The sequence below is a fragment of the Lipingzhangella rawalii genome (genome assembly GCF_031628175.1).
GTDB classification, from domain to species: Bacteria; Actinomycetota; Actinomycetes; order Streptosporangiales; family Streptosporangiaceae; genus Lipingzhangella_A; species Lipingzhangella_A rawalii.
In genome coordinates this window covers 818,127-835,323 of record NZ_JAVLVT010000001.1, presented here as the reverse complement: position 1 = coordinate 835,323, position 17,197 = coordinate 818,127, and the positions used below count along the sequence as shown (strand labels likewise).

The window sequence follows — 17,197 nt, the reverse complement described above, 5'->3', positions numbered from 1 at the left end:
ACTCGAGACGCTGGCGGGCGGCCCCCACGCAGACCGTCCGCCGGTTCGGCCGCATCCGGGGTCCGGGGGCCGCGTCCCCTCCGTCTGAGTGACGGTCGACGACGCATCAAGATCGGCCTGGTGCTGATGTTGGCTGTCGTGCTGATCTTCACGGGACGTTTGGTCCAGATCCAGGGTATCGAGTCCGCGACCTATGCCGAGGCCGCTTCCGATCTGCGCCTGCAACGGGTGGAGATCCCAACAACTCGCGGCGAGATTCTGGATGCCACCGGCGATCCGCTGGCGATCTCGGTGGAACGGCGGACGGTGTTCGTCGATCCGGTCGAAGTCAACGACGAGGACCGGGATCGGGTGAGCGCCGAGCTGGCCGACCGGTTCGACCGGGATCCGGAGGCTGTGGCGGAACAGGTCGCAGCGACCCCAGGCCGATATGAGGTGATCGCGCGCAACGTTCCCCCGGCCGAGGCCGCCGAACTGCGGGATTTGGATCTGCCCGGCGTCGGGGACCAGCTCGACTACGAGCGCGTCTATCCACAGGACACGGGGGCCGCCAACCTGGTCGGTTTCGTGGGGGATGACGGGGCCGGCATGGAGGGGCTGGAGGCCGTGTTGGATGCGGATCTGGCGGGGGAGCCCGGGCAGCAGCACGTGGAGGTTGGTGCCAGTGGTGCCCGGATCCCCATGGCAGGCGGCCTGGAGCGGGAGCCGGAACCGGGGCGGGACGTGCGGCTCCATCTTGACCAGGACATCCAGTGGCATGCCTTCCAGACCCTGGCTGAGCAGGTCGACGAACTCGGGGCCAGCGGCGGGAGCGCCCTCGTTATGCGTCCGACCGGCGAGATCCTCGGTATGGCGAACTACCCGAGCTATGACGCCAACGAGTTCGAGGAGTCCACCCAGGAGGAGCGCCGCAACGCGGCGGTGGCGGACGCGTTCGAGCCCGGCAGCACCAACAAGGTGATCACCGCAGCCGCGGCGCTGGAGAACGGCATCACCACGGCGGACACGGTGTACACCGTTCCCTACTCGTTGGAACGTCACGGGGAGACGTTCACCGACTCCGAGTACCACGAGACCCAACGGCTCACCCTGAACGGCATCATGGCCACGTCCAGCAATGTGGGCACGATTCAGGTGGCGGAGCAGGTGGGCGCGGAGGGGCTTTACGACTATCTCGGTATGTTCGGCTTCGGTCAGCCCAGCGGTCTGGATCTCCCCGGGGAGAACGCCGGAATTCTCACCGATCCGGACGACTGGTGGGGCACCCAACTCGCAACGATCTCGTTCGGCCAGGGCCTGTCCGTCAACGCCGTCCAGGCCGCGAGTGTGTACGCAACCATCGCAAACGGGGGGGTGCGTGTCGACCCCAGTGTCGTGGACGGGACGATCGACGAACACGGGGACTTTCACTCCGACGCCGAACCGGCTCGGGAACGCGTCGTCAGTGCGGAAACCGCCGAGGAACTGACCCTGATGTTGGAGGCGGTCATGGGCGAGCACGGCACGGGGAGTTCGGTGCGGGTGCCCGGTTACCGTGTTGCCGGCAAGACCGGGACCGCGCAACGGGTCAACCCCGACACCGGAACCTACGAGGATGGTGGGTACACCGCGACCTTTGTCGGGTTCGCTCCCGCGGAGGATCCCGAGTTGGTGGTCCAGGTCGTGTTGGATGATCCCGAGGAGGACCACTACGGGGCGTCCGCAGCTGGTCCCGTGTTCGTGGACGTGATGGAGTTCGGGCTCCAGTCTCTGGACGTGCCCCCCAGCTCCGAGGAGACACCGCCGATCCGGATCTTTGAGGACTGATTCGAGCACGGAGCAGACGGGGCCACCGCGGTAGCGCTGACCCGGACCTGTGCCGGGGTGCGTCGGTTCCGGATTCGCCGTCGTGGCAGGTAACCGGGTACCCTCGCGGCGTGCCACCGCCTATACGACCTGTGCAGAACCAGCCGCGCCCACTGTCGGAGCTCGTCCGGCTCCTGGAAGCCGACGCCGAAGCTGACACCGTGGTTACCGCCGTCGGCGGCCTGTCATCACCCCGGCACGGGGAGGACCCCCCGCAGCCCGACGCCGGGGACGAGCCGCACACCGACCTCGACGCGGTCATGGTACGTGGGATCACCCACGACTCCCGGACAGTTCAGCCCGGCGATCTGTATGTCGCACTCCCGGGGCAGCGGGTGCACGGAGCCGACTACTGTGCCCAGGCAGTCGCCGCCGGCGCTGTCGCCGTGGTGTGTGATCCCAGCGGCTACGACCGTGCGGCGGCGACCGAAGTTCCCGTCATCAGCGTTCCGGATCCCCGCGTCCGACTGGGCGAGATCGCCGCCTGGGCCTATGGCCGTCCCGCCGAGGACCTCCTGCTGATCGGAACCACGGGAACCAGCGGCAAGACCACGACGAGTTACCTGGTGGAGTCCGGTTTCCAAGCGGCCGGACTGAGTTGCGGTCTCGTCGGAACCGTGGAGACCCGAATCGCGGGTCAGCGTGTGGAATCGGAACTGACCACGCCCGAGGCCACAGATCTGCACGCGCTGCTGGGCGTCATGCGTGAGCAGGGTGTGTCCGCTGCGGCGATGGAGGTTTCCAGCCACGCACTGGCCCTGGGGCGAGTGAATGGCGTTGCCTATGACGTCGCGATCTTCACCAACCTCTCCCAGGATCACCTCGACTTCCACGCCGACCTGCGCGAGTACTTCGAGACCAAGGCGCGGCTGTTCACTCCCGAGTTCGCCCGTGTCGGGGTGGTCAACCTCGACGATCGGTTCGGACGGGCGCTGATCGATCTGGTCGCCGGGCGGATTCCGATCACAACCTTCTCCGCTTCCGGTAACCCCGACGCCGACTGGTGTGCCGTCGACGTCGAGCTGGACGCACACGGCAGCACCTTCGGCCTGCGCGGTCCGGGAGGAATCGAGGCCAGCGGTGCCGTTGCTCTTCCGGGCCCGTTCAACGTCGCCAACGCCGTGGCGGCCGTTGTCGGGCTGGTGGAGGCGGGAATTCCCCTGGATACGGCTCTCGCCGGTGTGGCCGAGTCCGCAGGGGTTCCCGGGCGAATGGAGCAGGTGGACGCGGGGCAGAACTTCACGGCCCTGGTCGACTACTCGCACAAACCCGGAGCCATCGAAGCGGTCCTCACCTCACTACGCTCGGTTGCGACCGGCCAGATCGGTATTGTTCTGGGCTGTGGTGGGGAACGGGACCGGGCCAAACGCCCGCTCATGGGGGAAGCTGCGGCCCGGCTCGCGGACACTGTCGTACTGACCAACGACAACCCACGGGGGGAGGATCCGCTAGGCATTCTGTCCGCGATGCTGGAGGGGGTGCGCAAGGTTCCCGAGGACCAGCGAGCCCGGGTCACGGTGGAACCCGACCGGGCGTCGGCGATCGCTCTGGCTGTGGAGCGGGCCCAGCCGGGCGACGTGCTGGTCGTCGCGGGCAAGGGGCATGAACGGGGGCAGTATGTTGCCGGGGAGGTACTCCCGTTCGACGACCGCGCCGTCGTGGCCGAGGCACTGCGCGCGCGGGTTCGTGCGTGAGGGGCAGCGGGCGTTACGGTGCCCCGGGTTGGGGCAACCGGTTTGGGGGAGCGGCATGATGCCGCCGCGACGTCGCCACTCTCGATGCTCTAAGGTAGGTCCGGCAATTGCAGCCCGGATTCGGCGTGTCCAAACGTCGCTCCACCGTGCCGGCCCCTGTGGGCCCATGTGGCACGTGTCTGGCGCTCGCTCCTCGGTACGGGGCATGGTGGACCGGGCCGGACGTGAGGAGTGGATTTGATCGCGCTGACGCTCGATCGGATCGCCGAGGTCACGCGGGCGCATTCCGACGCAGCTGTGCACGAGACCATGGTGACCGGGCCGGTTGTTGTGGATTCCCGGGCGGTGACCCCCGGCGCACTGTTCGTGGCACTGCGGGGGGAGAAGGTGGACGGGCACGACTTCGCCGGTGCGGCCCGATCCGCTGGTGCGGCTGCGGTTCTCGGCTCCCGGCCGATGGCCGGTGTCGAGAGCGAGCGGCAACTCGTGGTCGACGGTGGTGACACGGAGGTGGTCGCGGCTCTGGGGCGCCTCGCGCGGCACGTGGTCGCGGCTCTGCCGCACGCCGACGTGATCGGGGTCACCGGCTCGGCGGGGAAGACCACCACCAAGGATCTGCTGGCCCAGGTGCTGGAGCCCCGCGGCAGTACCGTGGCGGCCGCCGGCTCGTTCAACAACGAGATCGGTCATCCGCTGACGGTGCTGCGGGCCACCGAGGACACCCGCTTTATCGTCGCTGAACTGGCGGCGCGGGGGCGCGGCCATATCGCGCACCTGGCCACGGTCGCCCCACCGCGTATCGGTGTGGTGCTGAACGTCGGAACCGCCCATCTGGGCGAGTTCGGCAGCAGGGAGGCCATCGCTGTCGCCAAGGGCGAGTTGGTTGAGGCCCTGCCCCGGGCCGAGAACGGCGGTGTGGCGATTCTCAACGCCGATGACGACGCCGTACTCGCTATGGCCGGGCGGACCGCCGCCCGGGTCATCACGGTCGGGCAGCACGCCGAGGCGATGGTTCGGGCCAGTTCGGTTCGGCTCGACCCCCTTGGCCGCGCGCGCTTCACGCTACACCTGGGTGCGGACCACGCTCCCGCCCAGCTCGGCCTGTCTGGGGAGCACCAGGTCGCCAACGCATTGGCCGTGGCTGGCGTACTGACCGCCCTGGACCCGGACCTCGGTGCGGCCGAGTGCGCCTCGGCCCTGGGGCAGGCGTTGCCCATGAGTCCGTCCCGGATGGATGTTCGGACCCTCGCCGATGGCACAACAGTGATCGACGACGCGTACAACGCCAACCCCGATTCTGTGGCCGCGGCACTGTCGACGTTGCGTACGATCGCCGGCAGCGACCGCAGGGCGATCGCAGTCCTCGGGCACATGGCCGAGCTTGGGGCCGAGCATGACAGCGAACACCACAAGGTGGGGCGAGTGGTCGCTGAGACCGGGGTGGACGAGTTGATCGTCGTCGGGCCGGAGGCAGCACCGATTGCCGAGGGTGCCCGAGCGTCCGGGATGAGCGCGGTGCGACAGGTCGCCGACGCGACCGAGGCGACCGCGGAACTGGATAAGCAACGGGGGGCGGCGGACCGGCCCCTCAGGGAGGCCATCCTAGTGAAAGGATCGCGCGTGGCCGGGCTGGAACAGGTAGCCGAGCGGCTCTACACCCAAGGGGGAGTGCAGTGACCGGGATACTCGTCGCCTCGGCACTGGCACTGCTGGTCTCCCTGCTTGGCACACCGCTGCTGATGCGGATTCTTCGCCGGTACGGCTACGGCCAGCACATCCGTGAGGAGGGGCCCGAAGCCCACCACGACAAGCGCGGAACCCCCACCATGGGGGGCATCGTGATCATCGCAGGCGCTGTGGTGGGGTACTTCGGTGCCCACCTCGCCCCCGTGGTGATCGAGCTGGTCCGTTTCGTTTTCGACTCGGGACACACCGAGGTGGATTGGGCGTTCCACCCCACCGCGTCCGGACTGCTGGTGATGGGCCTGTTCGTGGGGCTGGGGCTGGTCGGGTTCCTGGACGACTTCATCAAGATCTTCATGCAACGCAGCCTGGGACTGCGGAGCGGTGCGAAGATGGCCGGTCAGGCCGTGGTCGGTATCGGATTCGCCTACGGGGCCACCCAGTTCCCCAACAACTACACCTACACCCCCGGATCCCAGCATCTGTCGTTCCTGCGGGACTTCGGGCCGCCGATGCTGCTACCCGTGTTCGTCATCTGGGCGCTGCTGTTGATCGTGGGATTTTCCAACGCGGTCAACCTCACCGACGGTCTGGACGGGCTGGCCACCGGTGCGACGATTCTCGCGCTCGTCGCCTACGTCATTATCGGTAACTGGCAGCTGCGCCAAAGCTGTGTCAACGTGCTCGAGCCCAATTGCTACACGGTGCGCGACCCCCTGGATCTCGCCGTGGTGGCCGCGGCCGGTCTCGGTGGGTGTATCGGCTTCCTGTGGTACAACGCCCCCCCAGCCAAGATTTTCATGGGCGACACTGGGTCCCTGGCGTTGGGTGGCCTGATCGTCGGGCTGGCGATCACCACCCGCACCGAGCTACTGATCCTGGTGCTCGGTGGGTTGTTCGTCCTCATCACGGCCTCGGTGATGGTGCAGGTGAGTTTCTTCCGTCTCACGGGGCGCCGGGTATTGCGGATGGCGCCGCTACAGCACCATTTCGAGTTGAAGGGGTGGGCCGAGACCACCATTGTGATCAGGTTCTGGATCATCCAGGGACTGTTCGTCGGGATCGGCATCGGTCTGTTCTATCTGGAGTGGATGCCGCGGTAGTCCCGCAACAGCGGATCAGACTGTGCGTGCGCGTCACCACGGCGCCACGACGACATTCGGTCCACCCCGCACCATTGCGGGCACGGACACAGGGGGAGTGGGTTCTGTCTTGACGAAACCGGACCTGAGTGGCCGTCGGGTGTGCGTCACCGGCATTGGCGTATCCGGAATGGCCGTTGTACATGCACTCCGGGACCACGGTGCCCGCATCACCGTGATCGACGCTCGGGACGACGCGACGACCCGCCAGCGTGCCGTCGAACTGCGGTCCGCCGGTGTGTCCGTCACTCTTGGTTCCCCGACGGGGACGTGTCACCTACCGCCGGACACACAACTGGTCGTCACCTCACCCGGTTGGCCGCCAGAGTCACCCGTGTTCCAGGAAGCCGCCGCGGCCGACATTCCCGTGGTTGGTGACGTGGAACTCGCCTGGTGGCTGCGTCCCCGCGGTCAACAGTGGCTCGCGGTGACGGGAACCAACGGGAAGACGACCGTGGTGCGCATGGTGGAGGCAATGCTGCGCGCGGACGGACAACGAGCCCAGGCCGTGGGTAACGTCGGTCTTCCGGTGGTCACGGCGGTGGGCGGAACGGAGCCACCCCATGATGTTCTCGCCGTGGAACTGTCGAGTTTCCAGCTGCACTGGTCGACATCGGTGGCGCCGTACGCGGCGGTGGTGTTGAACGTGGCCGCCGACCACGTCGACTGGCATGGGGATATGGCCGCCTACGCACGGGCGAAGGGCAAGATCTACGGCCCAGGTACCGTCCGGGTGGTCAACCGTGCGGACAACACCTCCCAAGAACTGGCCCTGCGCCAGGGAGATCCGTCCACACCCCTGGTGGGTATCACCAACGACGAGCCCCGGCCGGGGGAACTGGGCGTTGTCGACGGTGCGCTCGTCGACCGTGCCTTCGACGGCGGCGCCCCGACTTCGGGGCAGGGCATCGTACTGGCCCCGGTCACGGAGATCCGTCCGGCCGCGGCACACAACGTGAGCAACGCGTTGGCAGCGGCGGCCCTGGCCCGCTCCGTGGGGGTACGTCCCGAGTCCGTTCGGCAGGGACTGGCGGACTTCACCCCCGAGCCGCATCGGATCAACGAGGTCGCCACGGTGGACGGGGTCCGCTATGTCGACGATTCGAAAGCCACCAATCCACACGCGGCTGCGGCCTCGCTTGCCGCCTATCGCGCTCCGGTATGGATTGCTGGTGGCCTGTTGAAGGGCGCCGACGTGGAGGGACTCGTTGCCGAGGCGGCGACCCGGGTACGGGCCGTCGTGCTTCTGGGAGCAGATCGCGCCCAGCTGCGTTCGGCGCTGCGTCGGCACGCTCCGGACCTCCCGGTGGTGGAGGTGGAACGCGTCGACGATCGGGCGATGGATGAGGTCGTGTCCGCGGCCGCCTCGCTGGCCACCGCACACGACGCAGACACCGTACTCCTCGCACCCGCCGCGGCGTCGATGGATATGTATTCCGACTACACGGCACGGGGAGCAGCGTTCGTCGCGGCGGTACACCGGCGTGTACCAACCGGCTGACCCACATCCCTCTCCCCGGGGCCCGATCAGGCGCAGTATCCCAACACGCGACGAAACCTCCCGCTTCGTCGGCCGCGGGGAGGGCACACTTGGCGACGGCCCTGGGGTGCGAGGACAGGAGGACGCGGCGCGTGACGGGTACCCAGCGTAGGGAAGGTGCAGGAGGCAGCGCACGCAAGCCCGCCAGGACGCAGCAGACGCCGAGGACAGGGCGGGCACCCGCCACGGCCCACAGCGACGGCTTGCTCGCGCGAACCCGAGCCTGGGCTGGGGAATGCGTGGCCCGTTTGGATCGGCCACTGACGTCCTACTACCTGATCGGTGGCGTGGGGGCGCTACTGACCACACTCGGGCTGATCATGGTGCTGTCCTCGTCGATGATCGACTCTCTGGACGCCACGGGCTCCTCGTTTGCCCAGTTTCGTAGCCAGCTCCTGGCCGCGGCGATCGGATTGCCGCTGTTGTTGCTCGCCTCCCATCTACCCGTACGGGTGTTGCGCGGACTGGGCGCTCCCATCATGGCGGTGTCCATGTTGCTGCTGACGTTGACGATCTTCCAGGGAGAGTCCTACAACACGGGGGCGACGCGGTGGCTGGAACTCGGGGGGATCACGGTGCAGCCATCGGAGCCCGCCAAGCTCGCGTTCGCCCTGTGGGGAGCGAGCGTGTTGGCTCGGCGGGAGGAGCTGGGGCAGCTGCGGGAGTGGCGCCAGCTCCTGATGCCCCTGCTGCCGGGGGGTGCCTTGCTGGTGCTGCTGGTGCTGTTGGGGAGCGACCTGGGTACGTCCTGCGTGTTGCTGACGATCTTCCTTGCCCTGCTGTGGGTGGTCGGGGCTCCACGCGGCCTGTTTATCGGAATGATCGGACTCGTGGTCGCCCTGGTCGGGGTCATGGTCGCCGTGGCACCCTACCGGCTGGTGCGGATGACCTCGTTCCTCAACCCCGAGCTGGACCCGACCGACACCGGGTTCCAGGGTCTGCACGGCCTGTACGCCCTGGGGACCGGTGGCCTGTTCGGGGTGGGGATCGGTGCGAGCCGGGAGAAGTGGGGCTTTCTCCCGCATCCCGAGAGTGACTTCATCTTCGCGATCATCGGTGAGGAGTTGGGGCTGATCGGGACCCTGCTCGTCGTCGGACTGTTCGGACTTCTGGGATACGCTGGCCTCCGGGTCGCACTGCGGGCAGGGGACACCTTCGTGCGGTTGGCCGCAGTAGCCCTCACCGTGTGGATCGTGGTTCAGGCCTTCGTGAACATCGGTACGGTCATCGGGGTCATTCCGATTACCGGGATCCCGTTGCCGCTGGTGTCCGCGGGAGGCTCTGCGCTGATTCCCACCATGGTTGCCGTGGGGGTGCTCATGAGCCTGGCCAAGTCCGAACCTGCGGCGCGTACCGCACTAGCAGCCCGGAGTCCCAGCCGTGTGCAGCGGGCTCTAGGCTGGCTGGGCCTACAGGACCACGACACCGGTCGTGGTCCGCGTGGTACGTCCACGAAGGCGAACGCGCGGCCACAACAAACGAGGAGGAATCGGCCGAAATGAGGGTAGTCCTCGCCGGCGGCGGTACCGCGGGACACATCGAGCCCGCGCTGGCTCTGGCCGACGCGCTACTGCGCGTCGATCCCGACACGCAGATCACCTGTCTCGGCACCGAACGAGGGCTGGAAACGCGACTGGTGCCGATGCGCGGCTACAAACTCGCGGAGATCCCGGCCGTTCCACTACCACGCAAGCCAACCCCGCGCCTCCTCCTCGTTCCTGGAAAGCTGGCCGGGGCCATCAGCAGCGCCGCCTCCGTGCTGGACGAGGCCCAGGCGGACGTCCTCGTCGGGTTCGGTGGCTACGTCGCCACGCCGGGGTACCTGGCGGCGCGCTGGCGCGGAGTTCCGATCGTGGTGCACGAAGCCAACCCTCTCCCGGGGCTGGCCAATCGACTCGGGTCGCGGCTCACCGAGCACGTATTCACCGGACATCCCCATGCCGACCTGCGGGACGGGCGTTTCCTCGGAATTCCTCTGCGCCGGGAGATCTCCACCTTGGACCGTCTGGCCGAGGGGGACCGGGCCCGGGCCCATTTCGGGCTGCGCCCCGAACTGCCCACCCTGCTCATCTTCGGTGGATCCCAGGGGGCCCAGAGCCTCAACGAGGCCGCCTTTGCCGCCGCTGATGCCTTCCACCGGTCGGGTGTGCAGGTCCTCCACGTGGTGGGACAACGTAACGCCGACGAACCGGAAGACCGGACCCGGGACGGAATCCCCTACGTTGTGGTGCCGTACGTGGACCGGATGGAGCTCGCCTACGCGGCCGCGGATTTCGCCCTGTGCCGTAGCGGTGCGATGACGTGTGCCGAGCTCTCCGCCGTGGGCCTGCCGGCCGCGTTCGTTCCCCTGCCGCACGGCAACGGCGAGCAACGGCGCAACGCCGAACCCATCGTCGATGCCGGTGGGGGGCTGTTGGTGGACGATTCCGATCTGGATGCGCGCTGGATCGAACAGACGCTGCTGCCGATCCTTACGGACACCGAACGGCTGGTGCGCATGTCCGAAGTGTCGTCGAATCGGGGACGACGCCACGCCGATGCGGAACTGGCTGAGGAGGTGCTGGCCATCGCGCGGCGTGAGCGCCCCACTGGCGAGCGCCCCGTGGACCCCGAAGCCGACGATGGTGACGACGTGGACGACGACTTCCGCGACGATGGGAAGGATACCCAGTGAGCCTGGTCCAGGCGACGCCCGTGGTGCCGCTGGCGCATATGAAACGGGTGCACTTCATCGGGATCGGAGGGGCCGGCATGTCCGGAATCGCTCGGGTTCTGTTGCAGCGGGGCGTGGGCGTGAGCGGCAGCGATGCCGTGGACAGCGCGGTGTTGACCGAGCTTTCCGAACTCGGGGCACAGGTCCACGTGGGGCATGCCGAAACGAACGTCTCTACTGCCGGAGCCGACACGGTCGTTGTCTCTTCGGCGGTCCGGGACGACAACCCAGAACTGTGCTGGTCCCGTGCCGCGGGGATCCGGGTGCTGCCGCGCGCCTCGGTTCTCGGCAGCCTACTGCTGGATCGGCGGGGTGTCGCCGTGGCCGGAACCCACGGCAAGACCACCACGACCTCGATGTTGACCTCGGCATTGCAGCACCTGGGGGCAGACCCGGGCTACGTCATCGGTGGATCGCTGGTAAGTAACGGTATCGGCGCCGATGCGGGGGCCGGCGACCTGATGCTCGTGGAGGCGGACGAGAGTGACGGCTCCTTCCTCATGTTGGATCCGGCGATCGCTGTCGTCACCAACGTCGAAGCCGATCACATGGACAACTACGCGACTCTCGACGAGATCCACGCGAGCTTTGCCAGCTTCGCCGACCGTGTCGGCCACGGCCTGATCGCCTGTGCGGATGACCCGGGGGCACGCAAGGTCGCCGAGCACGCGCGTATGCGTGGTGTGGACGTCCGAACCTTCGGAACAGCAGCGGAGGCGGACTACCGTCTCGCGGATATTTCCGCGGAGGGCTTTGCCACGACCTGCACCATCACGTTTCCCCACGACCAACCCGCCCCCGAGCAGCAGTCGCTGCGATGCCGGGTGGAGCTGCCGGGCCGGCACAACATCCGGAACGCGGCGGCAACAATCGCGGTGCTGCACATGCTCGGTTACGCGCCCCAGGACGCACGGGACGCCGTGGCGACGTTCCGGGGCACGGCCCGACGGTTCGAGCCCAAGGGGACGGTGGCGGGTGTTCGGGTGTACGACAGCTACGCCCACCATCCCACCGAGGTCGCGGCCGACCTGCGTGCGGCCCGCTCTGCGCTCCAGAGCGTCTCGGATGCGACCGGGAGCGCTCCCGGTCGCATCGTGGCTGCGTTCCAGCCACACCTGTTCAGTCGGACCAGGATCTTCGCCAGCGAGTTCGCTGCCGCCCTGTCCCAGGCGGACGAGATCGCGGTGCTTCCGATCTATCCAGCCCGGGAATCCCCCCAACCGGGTGTCACCGCACACCTCATCAGCGACGAGATCGACTCCGGGCGGGTGCACACGCTGGACAGTGCGGACTGGGAGACCGTGGCCACCCGACTGGTGGAGCAGACCCGTCCCCGCTCCGGCGACATTGTGGTGACCATGGGGGCCGGGGACGTCACCCACCTCGGTCCGCAGATCGTGTCGGTGCTCGAACGGCGGGGGATGGAGCGTGGCAACGGGGACTAGTCAGACCGGGCAGGTGGCGGGGCGCCCTCGGTCGAATCCGTGGCGGATCGCTTTCGTCGTGCTGCTCATCGTCGGCATGCTGACGGTCGTGGTGTGGATTCTACTCGGTTCCCGACTGTTGGTCCTGCGCGAGGTGGATGTCTCCGGAACTCAGCGATCCACGGACGAGGACGTGCTGGCGGCGGTCGGTGTCGAAACCGGGACCCCGCTGATCCGCATTGACACCACCGCCGTGACGGAACGGGTCGAGGACCTACGTCTGGTCGAGACTGCCGAGGTCGCGCGGGGGTGGCCAGCGACCCTCACCGTCTCGGTGGCCGAGCGCGAACCGGTGTTGAGCGTACGGGCCGAGGACGGCTACCAACTCGTGGATCACGCTGGAGTGTGGATCGAAGACGCCACGGAGCTCCCCCCGGACCAGCCCCTGGTGCAGGTGCGCGGGGAGGTGCACGGCAACCCTGCTATCGCCGATGCCGCGATGATCCGGAGTCAGCTTCCCGCGGATCTGCTCGAACAGCTGGTGGAGATCGACGCCGACGACCCGGAGTCGATCGCCCTCCAGCTGGAGAACGGGGCGAAGGTGCATTGGGGAGACGTGGAGCGCAGCGCGGACAAGGCCGAAGTTCTCGAGATTCTGGTTCGACAGCACCCCCCGGCCGAGGATCTGAGCTACGACGTGAGCTCTCCCGACGTCGTCGCGGTGCGGTAACGGCCGAACCGGAAGGTGCGGCACCGTCTCCTGGCACGCCCACGCGACGCGCCGGGAAGCCGCACTCATCGCCGTGCACCGCAACACGCCGCTAGGCTGATGCGTGTTCGGTTGCTCCCCTGGTGGGCGGAAGCCTACTGTCGGAGGAACTGCGATAGGTGACATAAGTAAGGAACAGCGCGCTATGGGTGGAGCGGGGGCATGCAGGTGAGACTGCGAGCTCCGCCCGAGATGTCGAAGCCGGAGCGTGGCGGGACGGCACGCTCCGGTTGTGGGCGGTACCCGGCGGGGTGTCGTCCCACAGAGAATCTGTAGAGCCAGTCGTCGTGCCCTCGACTCACCGAGCGTGTGCCGGAGGACACGACACCAGTCGTACAGCGAGCGGAAGGGCCCCTCGTCGTGGCAGCACCGCAAAACTACCTCGCGGTCATCAAGGTCGTCGGTATCGGCGGCGGTGGCGTCAACGCCGTCAACCGGATGATCGAGGAGGGTCTCAAGGGTGTCGAATTCATCGCCATCAACACGGACGCCCAAGCGCTGCTCATGAGTGATGCCGACGTGAAGCTGGACGTCGGACGTGAGCTCACTCGCGGCCTGGGCGCCGGGGCCAACCCGGACGTGGGCCGGAAGGCTGCCGAGGATCACCGTGAGGAGATCGAGGAAGTCCTCAAGGGCGCCGACATGGTGTTTGTGACCGCTGGTGAGGGCGGCGGTACGGGGACGGGTGGTGCCCCGGTGGTCGCGAGTGTCGCCCGTTCCCTGGGGGCCTTGACGATTGGTGTGGTGACCCGCCCCTTCGGTTTCGAGGGAAAACGTCGTGCCACCCAGGCGGAGTCGGGTATCGCGATGCTCCGGGACGAGGTCGACACACTCATCGTTATCCCCAATGACCGGCTGTTGTCCATCTCGGATCGACAGGTCAGTGTTCTGGACGCGTTCAAGGCCGCGGACCAGGTCCTGTTGAGTGGTGTCCAAGGGATTACCGACCTCATCACCACACCGGGATTGATCAATCTCGACTTCGCGGATGTGAAGTCCGTCATGTCCGGTGCGGGCAGTGCACTGATGGGAATCGGGTCGGCCCGTGGGGATGATCGAGCCGTTGCCGCAGCGGAGATGGCGATTTCCTCGCCGTTGCTGGAAGCCAGCATCGACGGCGCCCACGGGGTTCTGCTGTCCATCCAGGGCGGCTCCGACCTGGGACTGTTCGAGATCAACGAGGCGGCCCAGTTGGTTGCGAACTCGGCTGCTCCCGAGGCCAACATCATCTTCGGTGCGGTTATCGACGACGCCCTGGGTGATGAGGTTCGGGTGACCGTGATCGCGGCCGGCTTCGACGATGCCCGGGAACGTGCGCCCGAACCCGCTCAGGCCGTGACCACCTCGGGTACCTCCACGGAGCTTCCCCGTTCGGGCGCGACAGAACCGGAGGTCACACCCCCGTCGGGCCGGAACAGCCGGGACACCCGCGGGGGCGAGGCCAGCCCGGCCGCCCCTGTCACTCCGGCAGCCCCAGCGGGTGAAACCGTGCGGTCTCCGCGCCACGCCAAGGAAACCAGTGAGCCGGCGGTGGCGCCCGACCCGGTTGAGACGCCACCGGAACCGGGGGGCGATGCGGGCAGCCCTGGCGCGCCGGAGGCCCCCACGGTCGCCTCTGGTTCCGGGGCCGGGCCCGTGGGGGAACAGGCCGCGACAGCAGCGACGTCGTCCGAATCCCCGTCCGGGATGTGGGAGCACGAAATCCCCGAGGAGCCCGTCACCGAGGAGCACCCCGGCTCCCCCCGGGCGTCCACCGGCACGGACCCGGTTCTGGGATCCACCCGCCCATCCGAGAATAGTCACAGCCGCGACCGGGAACGCCCCAACCTTGGCCGCAGCGGGGAGGTTACCCCGCCCCGCCGGCGGGTTGTGTTCGACGAGGGAGACGACCTGGATGTCCCGGATTTTCTGAAGTAGCCCTACCCTGCTGTCTATGACAGCGACGAGCACACTGGGGGCGGGTGTCCACACCTGGACAAGTCAACGTTGGGACGGCGGGGTTAGCGCCCCGCCGTTCGCGCGTCTGAACCTGAGCCATGGTGTTGGTGACGAGCGCGCGGCGGTGACCAGGAACCGGGAGATCGCCGCCGAACACATCGGCATCTCGGCGAATCAGGTTGCCTGGATGGATCAGGTGCACGGGGCGGATGTGGCGGTGGTTTCCGAACCCGGCGGCGTGTCGGGGGTGGATGCTCTCGTGACCACACGGAGCGAGGTGGTGCTCGCGGTTCAGGTGGCTGATTGTCTCCCCCTCGTTCTCGCCGACGCAGAAGCCGGGGTGGTCGGGGCCGCGCACTCCGGCCGACCGGGGACCGTGGCCGGGGTCGCGTTCCGGTTGGTGAGCGAGATGTCGCGACAGGGGGCGGTTCCGGGGCGCATGACCGCACTGCTCGGCCCCGCGATCTGCGGTCGGTGCTATGAAGTGGGCCGCCAGCTTCAGGAGCGGGTGGGGCAGGCTGTCCCCGAGGCGGTGTGCCACACCCGTGCAGGAACTCCCGGAGTCGACCTGCGTTCCGGAGTCTCGGCGCAGCTGCGGCGGGCCGGGGTGCGGGACCTGCGTCACGACCCGCGCTGTACCTTGGAGAACTCCGAGCTTTTCTCGTACCGCAGGGACGGGCGCACCGGGCGGTTCGCCACCTTTGTTTGGAGGTCGCAACGTGAGTGAGCGCCTGGAGGAGATCCGTCAGAATCTGGCTGACGTACACACCCGCATCGCCACTGCCTGCTCGCGGGCGGGTCGATCGGCCGCGGAGGTGACGCTGGTTGCGGTCACGAAGACCCGCCCGGCCGATGATGTCCGCGCCCTGGCCCAGCTGGGGGTCGGGGATATTGGGGAGAACCGAGACCAGGAGGCGGCGGCCAAGGCCGCCGAATGTGCCGACCTGGATGTGCGGTGGCACTTCGTTGGTCAGCTCCAGACCCGTAAGGCTCGGTCCGTGGCCCGGTATGCCTACATGGTCCATTCCGTGGACCGGCCTCGGCTGATCGGCGCTCTGGGGCGGGGTGCTCGGGATGCGCATCGGACCGTTCGTTGTCTGGTCCAGGTCAACCTGGATCCGCCGGGTATCTCCGGTGAGCTTGCGACGCGCGGTGGGGTGCCGCCCACCGAGGCTGTGAAGCTCGCCGACAAGGTGGTGGAGGAGGAGGGATTGGAACTCGCCGGAGTGATGGCGGTGGCATCCCGGCAAGGCGATCCTGAAGCGGGCTTTGCGGTACTCGCGGACGCGGCCGCCGCCGTACGGGAGCGGTATCCGCAGGCTGATGTGGTCTCCGCCGGTATGAGTGGCGACCTGGAACTGGCCGTGGCCCACGGGGCAACACACCTGCGCATCGGTGCGGCGTTGCTCGGCGACCGTGCGCCGATCGTCGGGTAATGTCCCCAGATGAGCCATGGCAGTCATCCGCCCGATGCGCCCTCAAGGGTGAAGGAGGCGTAAGTCACGGCGAGTCATCCGCGGTATGCCACAGGACGACGGAGGACATGAGATGGCCAGCGTGATGCGCAAGGCGGCGGTCTACCTCGGCCTCGTGGAGGACGACCGTTACGATCACCGCTTCGCGGATGAGTACGATGACTTCGACGACTTCGACGAGGGTGTCGACGACCGGCGCAGGGGCGAGCCGGACGGCTCGGACCCCGATTCCCGATCTGAAGTTATGCTGGAAGATGCGGATCAACCGGTGACGTCTGGAGAGCGGCGCGGTGCAACCCGTCCCCTGTCGGCCACGACCGACCTTGCGCGGATCACCACACTGCACCCACGAACGTACAACGAGGCACGTACCATCGGGGAGCACTTCCGGGAAGGAATCCCGGTGATTATGAACCTTTCGGAGATGGTCGACAGTGACGCCAAGCGTTTGGTGGACTTCGCTGCGGGACTGATCTTCGGGCTTCACGGAAGTATTGAACGCGTCACAAACAAGGTGTTCCTGCTGTCCCCGGCCAACGTGGAGGTCACGGCGGAGGACAAGGCGCGGATCGCGGAACGAGGGTTCTTTAATCAGAGCTAGAACTATGATCACAGGCCGAGACACGGAGAGTATGGCCGGAGCGTGCGTCCGGCCCGTTGGAGGGACACGATGCTAGGCACAGTGGTTGGCGTGGTGTACGTCATCCTCTACCTCTACATGTTCGTGCTCATCGGCCGGCTGGTCCTGGACATCGTGCAGCAGTGGTCCCGGGACTGGAAACCACGGGGTTTCATGCTGGTTGTTGCCGAGCTGGTATACACCCTCACCGATCCGCCGTTGCGTTTCATCCGGCAGTTCGTCAAGCCGGTGCGGCTCGGCAGCATTCCGCTGGATCTGAGCTACACAGCGTTGTTCCTGATCGTGCTGATCCTCATGTGGATCGCTCGTGCCCTCCTCTGGTAAGTACTGGCAA

General features: G+C 67.4%; 14 protein-coding genes. All 14 read left to right on the top strand.

The window, feature by feature from the left end; translation table 11 throughout:
• Positions 1-126 precede the first annotated feature (126 nt).
• The 14 genes from RIF23_RS03725 (at position 127) to RIF23_RS03660 (ending at position 17,187) form a co-directional block, all read left to right on the top strand.
• Entirely contained in the window at positions 127-1,806 is a 1,680-nt protein-coding gene (locus tag RIF23_RS03725; protein WP_310910877.1) for a peptidoglycan D,D-transpeptidase FtsI family protein, read from the top strand.
• A 122-nt stretch (positions 1,807-1,928) separates the two neighbouring features.
• The gene (locus RIF23_RS03720) at positions 1,929-3,539 is read left to right on the top strand and encodes a UDP-N-acetylmuramoyl-L-alanyl-D-glutamate--2,6-diaminopimelate ligase (RefSeq protein ID WP_310911250.1); all 1,611 of its coding nucleotides are present in this window, start codon (positions 1,929-1,931) and stop codon (positions 3,537-3,539) included.
• Between the two features lie 237 nt (positions 3,540-3,776).
• Positions 3,777-5,216 (top strand): UDP-N-acetylmuramoyl-tripeptide--D-alanyl-D-alanine ligase, encoded by a 1,440-nt coding sequence (locus RIF23_RS03715; protein WP_310910876.1) that lies wholly within the window; start codon positions 3,777-3,779, stop codon positions 5,214-5,216.
• 62 nt (positions 5,217-5,278) lie between these two features.
• A complete protein-coding gene (mraY, locus tag RIF23_RS03710) occupies positions 5,279-6,325 on the top strand; it encodes a phospho-N-acetylmuramoyl-pentapeptide-transferase (RefSeq protein ID WP_407659391.1) in 1,047 nt (348 codons plus the stop codon).
• Between the two features lie 109 nt (positions 6,326-6,434).
• Entirely contained in the window at positions 6,435-7,865 is a 1,431-nt protein-coding gene (gene murD, locus RIF23_RS03705; RefSeq protein ID WP_310910874.1) for a UDP-N-acetylmuramoyl-L-alanine--D-glutamate ligase, read from the top strand.
• Between the two features lie 242 nt (positions 7,866-8,107).
• A complete protein-coding gene (ftsW, locus tag RIF23_RS03700) occupies positions 8,108-9,406 on the top strand; it encodes a putative lipid II flippase FtsW (RefSeq protein WP_407659390.1) in 1,299 nt (432 codons plus the stop codon).
• Entirely contained in the window at positions 9,403-10,578 is a 1,176-nt protein-coding gene (gene murG / locus RIF23_RS03695) for an undecaprenyldiphospho-muramoylpentapeptide beta-N-acetylglucosaminyltransferase (RefSeq protein ID WP_310910872.1), read from the top strand. Before ftsW ends, murG begins: the two co-directional genes overlap by 4 nt.
• Complete coding sequence (gene murC / locus RIF23_RS03690; protein WP_310910871.1) at positions 10,575-12,062, top strand: UDP-N-acetylmuramate--L-alanine ligase; 1,488 nt, start codon at positions 10,575-10,577, stop codon at positions 12,060-12,062. The genes murG and murC overlap by 4 nt, the downstream gene beginning before the upstream one ends.
• Entirely contained in the window at positions 12,046-12,771 is a 726-nt protein-coding gene (locus RIF23_RS03685; RefSeq protein ID WP_310910870.1) for a cell division protein FtsQ/DivIB, read from the top strand. Before murC ends, RIF23_RS03685 begins: the two co-directional genes overlap by 17 nt.
• A 399-nt stretch (positions 12,772-13,170) precedes the next feature.
• Entirely contained in the window at positions 13,171-14,727 is a 1,557-nt protein-coding gene (ftsZ, locus tag RIF23_RS03680; protein ID WP_310910869.1) for a cell division protein FtsZ, read from the top strand.
• Positions 14,728-14,743: 16 nt separating this feature from the next.
• A complete protein-coding gene (gene pgeF, locus RIF23_RS03675; protein WP_310910868.1) occupies positions 14,744-15,475 on the top strand; it encodes a peptidoglycan editing factor PgeF in 732 nt (243 codons plus the stop codon).
• Positions 15,468-16,184 carry a YggS family pyridoxal phosphate-dependent enzyme gene (locus tag RIF23_RS03670; protein WP_310910867.1) on the top strand — a complete coding sequence of 239 codons (717 nt, stop codon included), beginning with the start codon at positions 15,468-15,470 and terminating at the stop codon, positions 16,182-16,184. Before pgeF ends, RIF23_RS03670 begins: the two co-directional genes overlap by 8 nt.
• Positions 16,185-16,296: 112 nt before the next feature.
• Positions 16,297-16,824 carry a cell division protein SepF gene (locus tag RIF23_RS03665; RefSeq protein WP_310911249.1) on the top strand — a complete coding sequence of 176 codons (528 nt, stop codon included), beginning with the start codon at positions 16,297-16,299 and terminating at the stop codon, positions 16,822-16,824.
• A gap of 69 nt (positions 16,825-16,893) precedes the next feature.
• A complete protein-coding gene (locus tag RIF23_RS03660) occupies positions 16,894-17,187 on the top strand; it encodes a YggT family protein (protein ID WP_310910866.1) in 294 nt (97 codons plus the stop codon).
• Positions 17,188-17,197 lie beyond the last annotated feature (10 nt).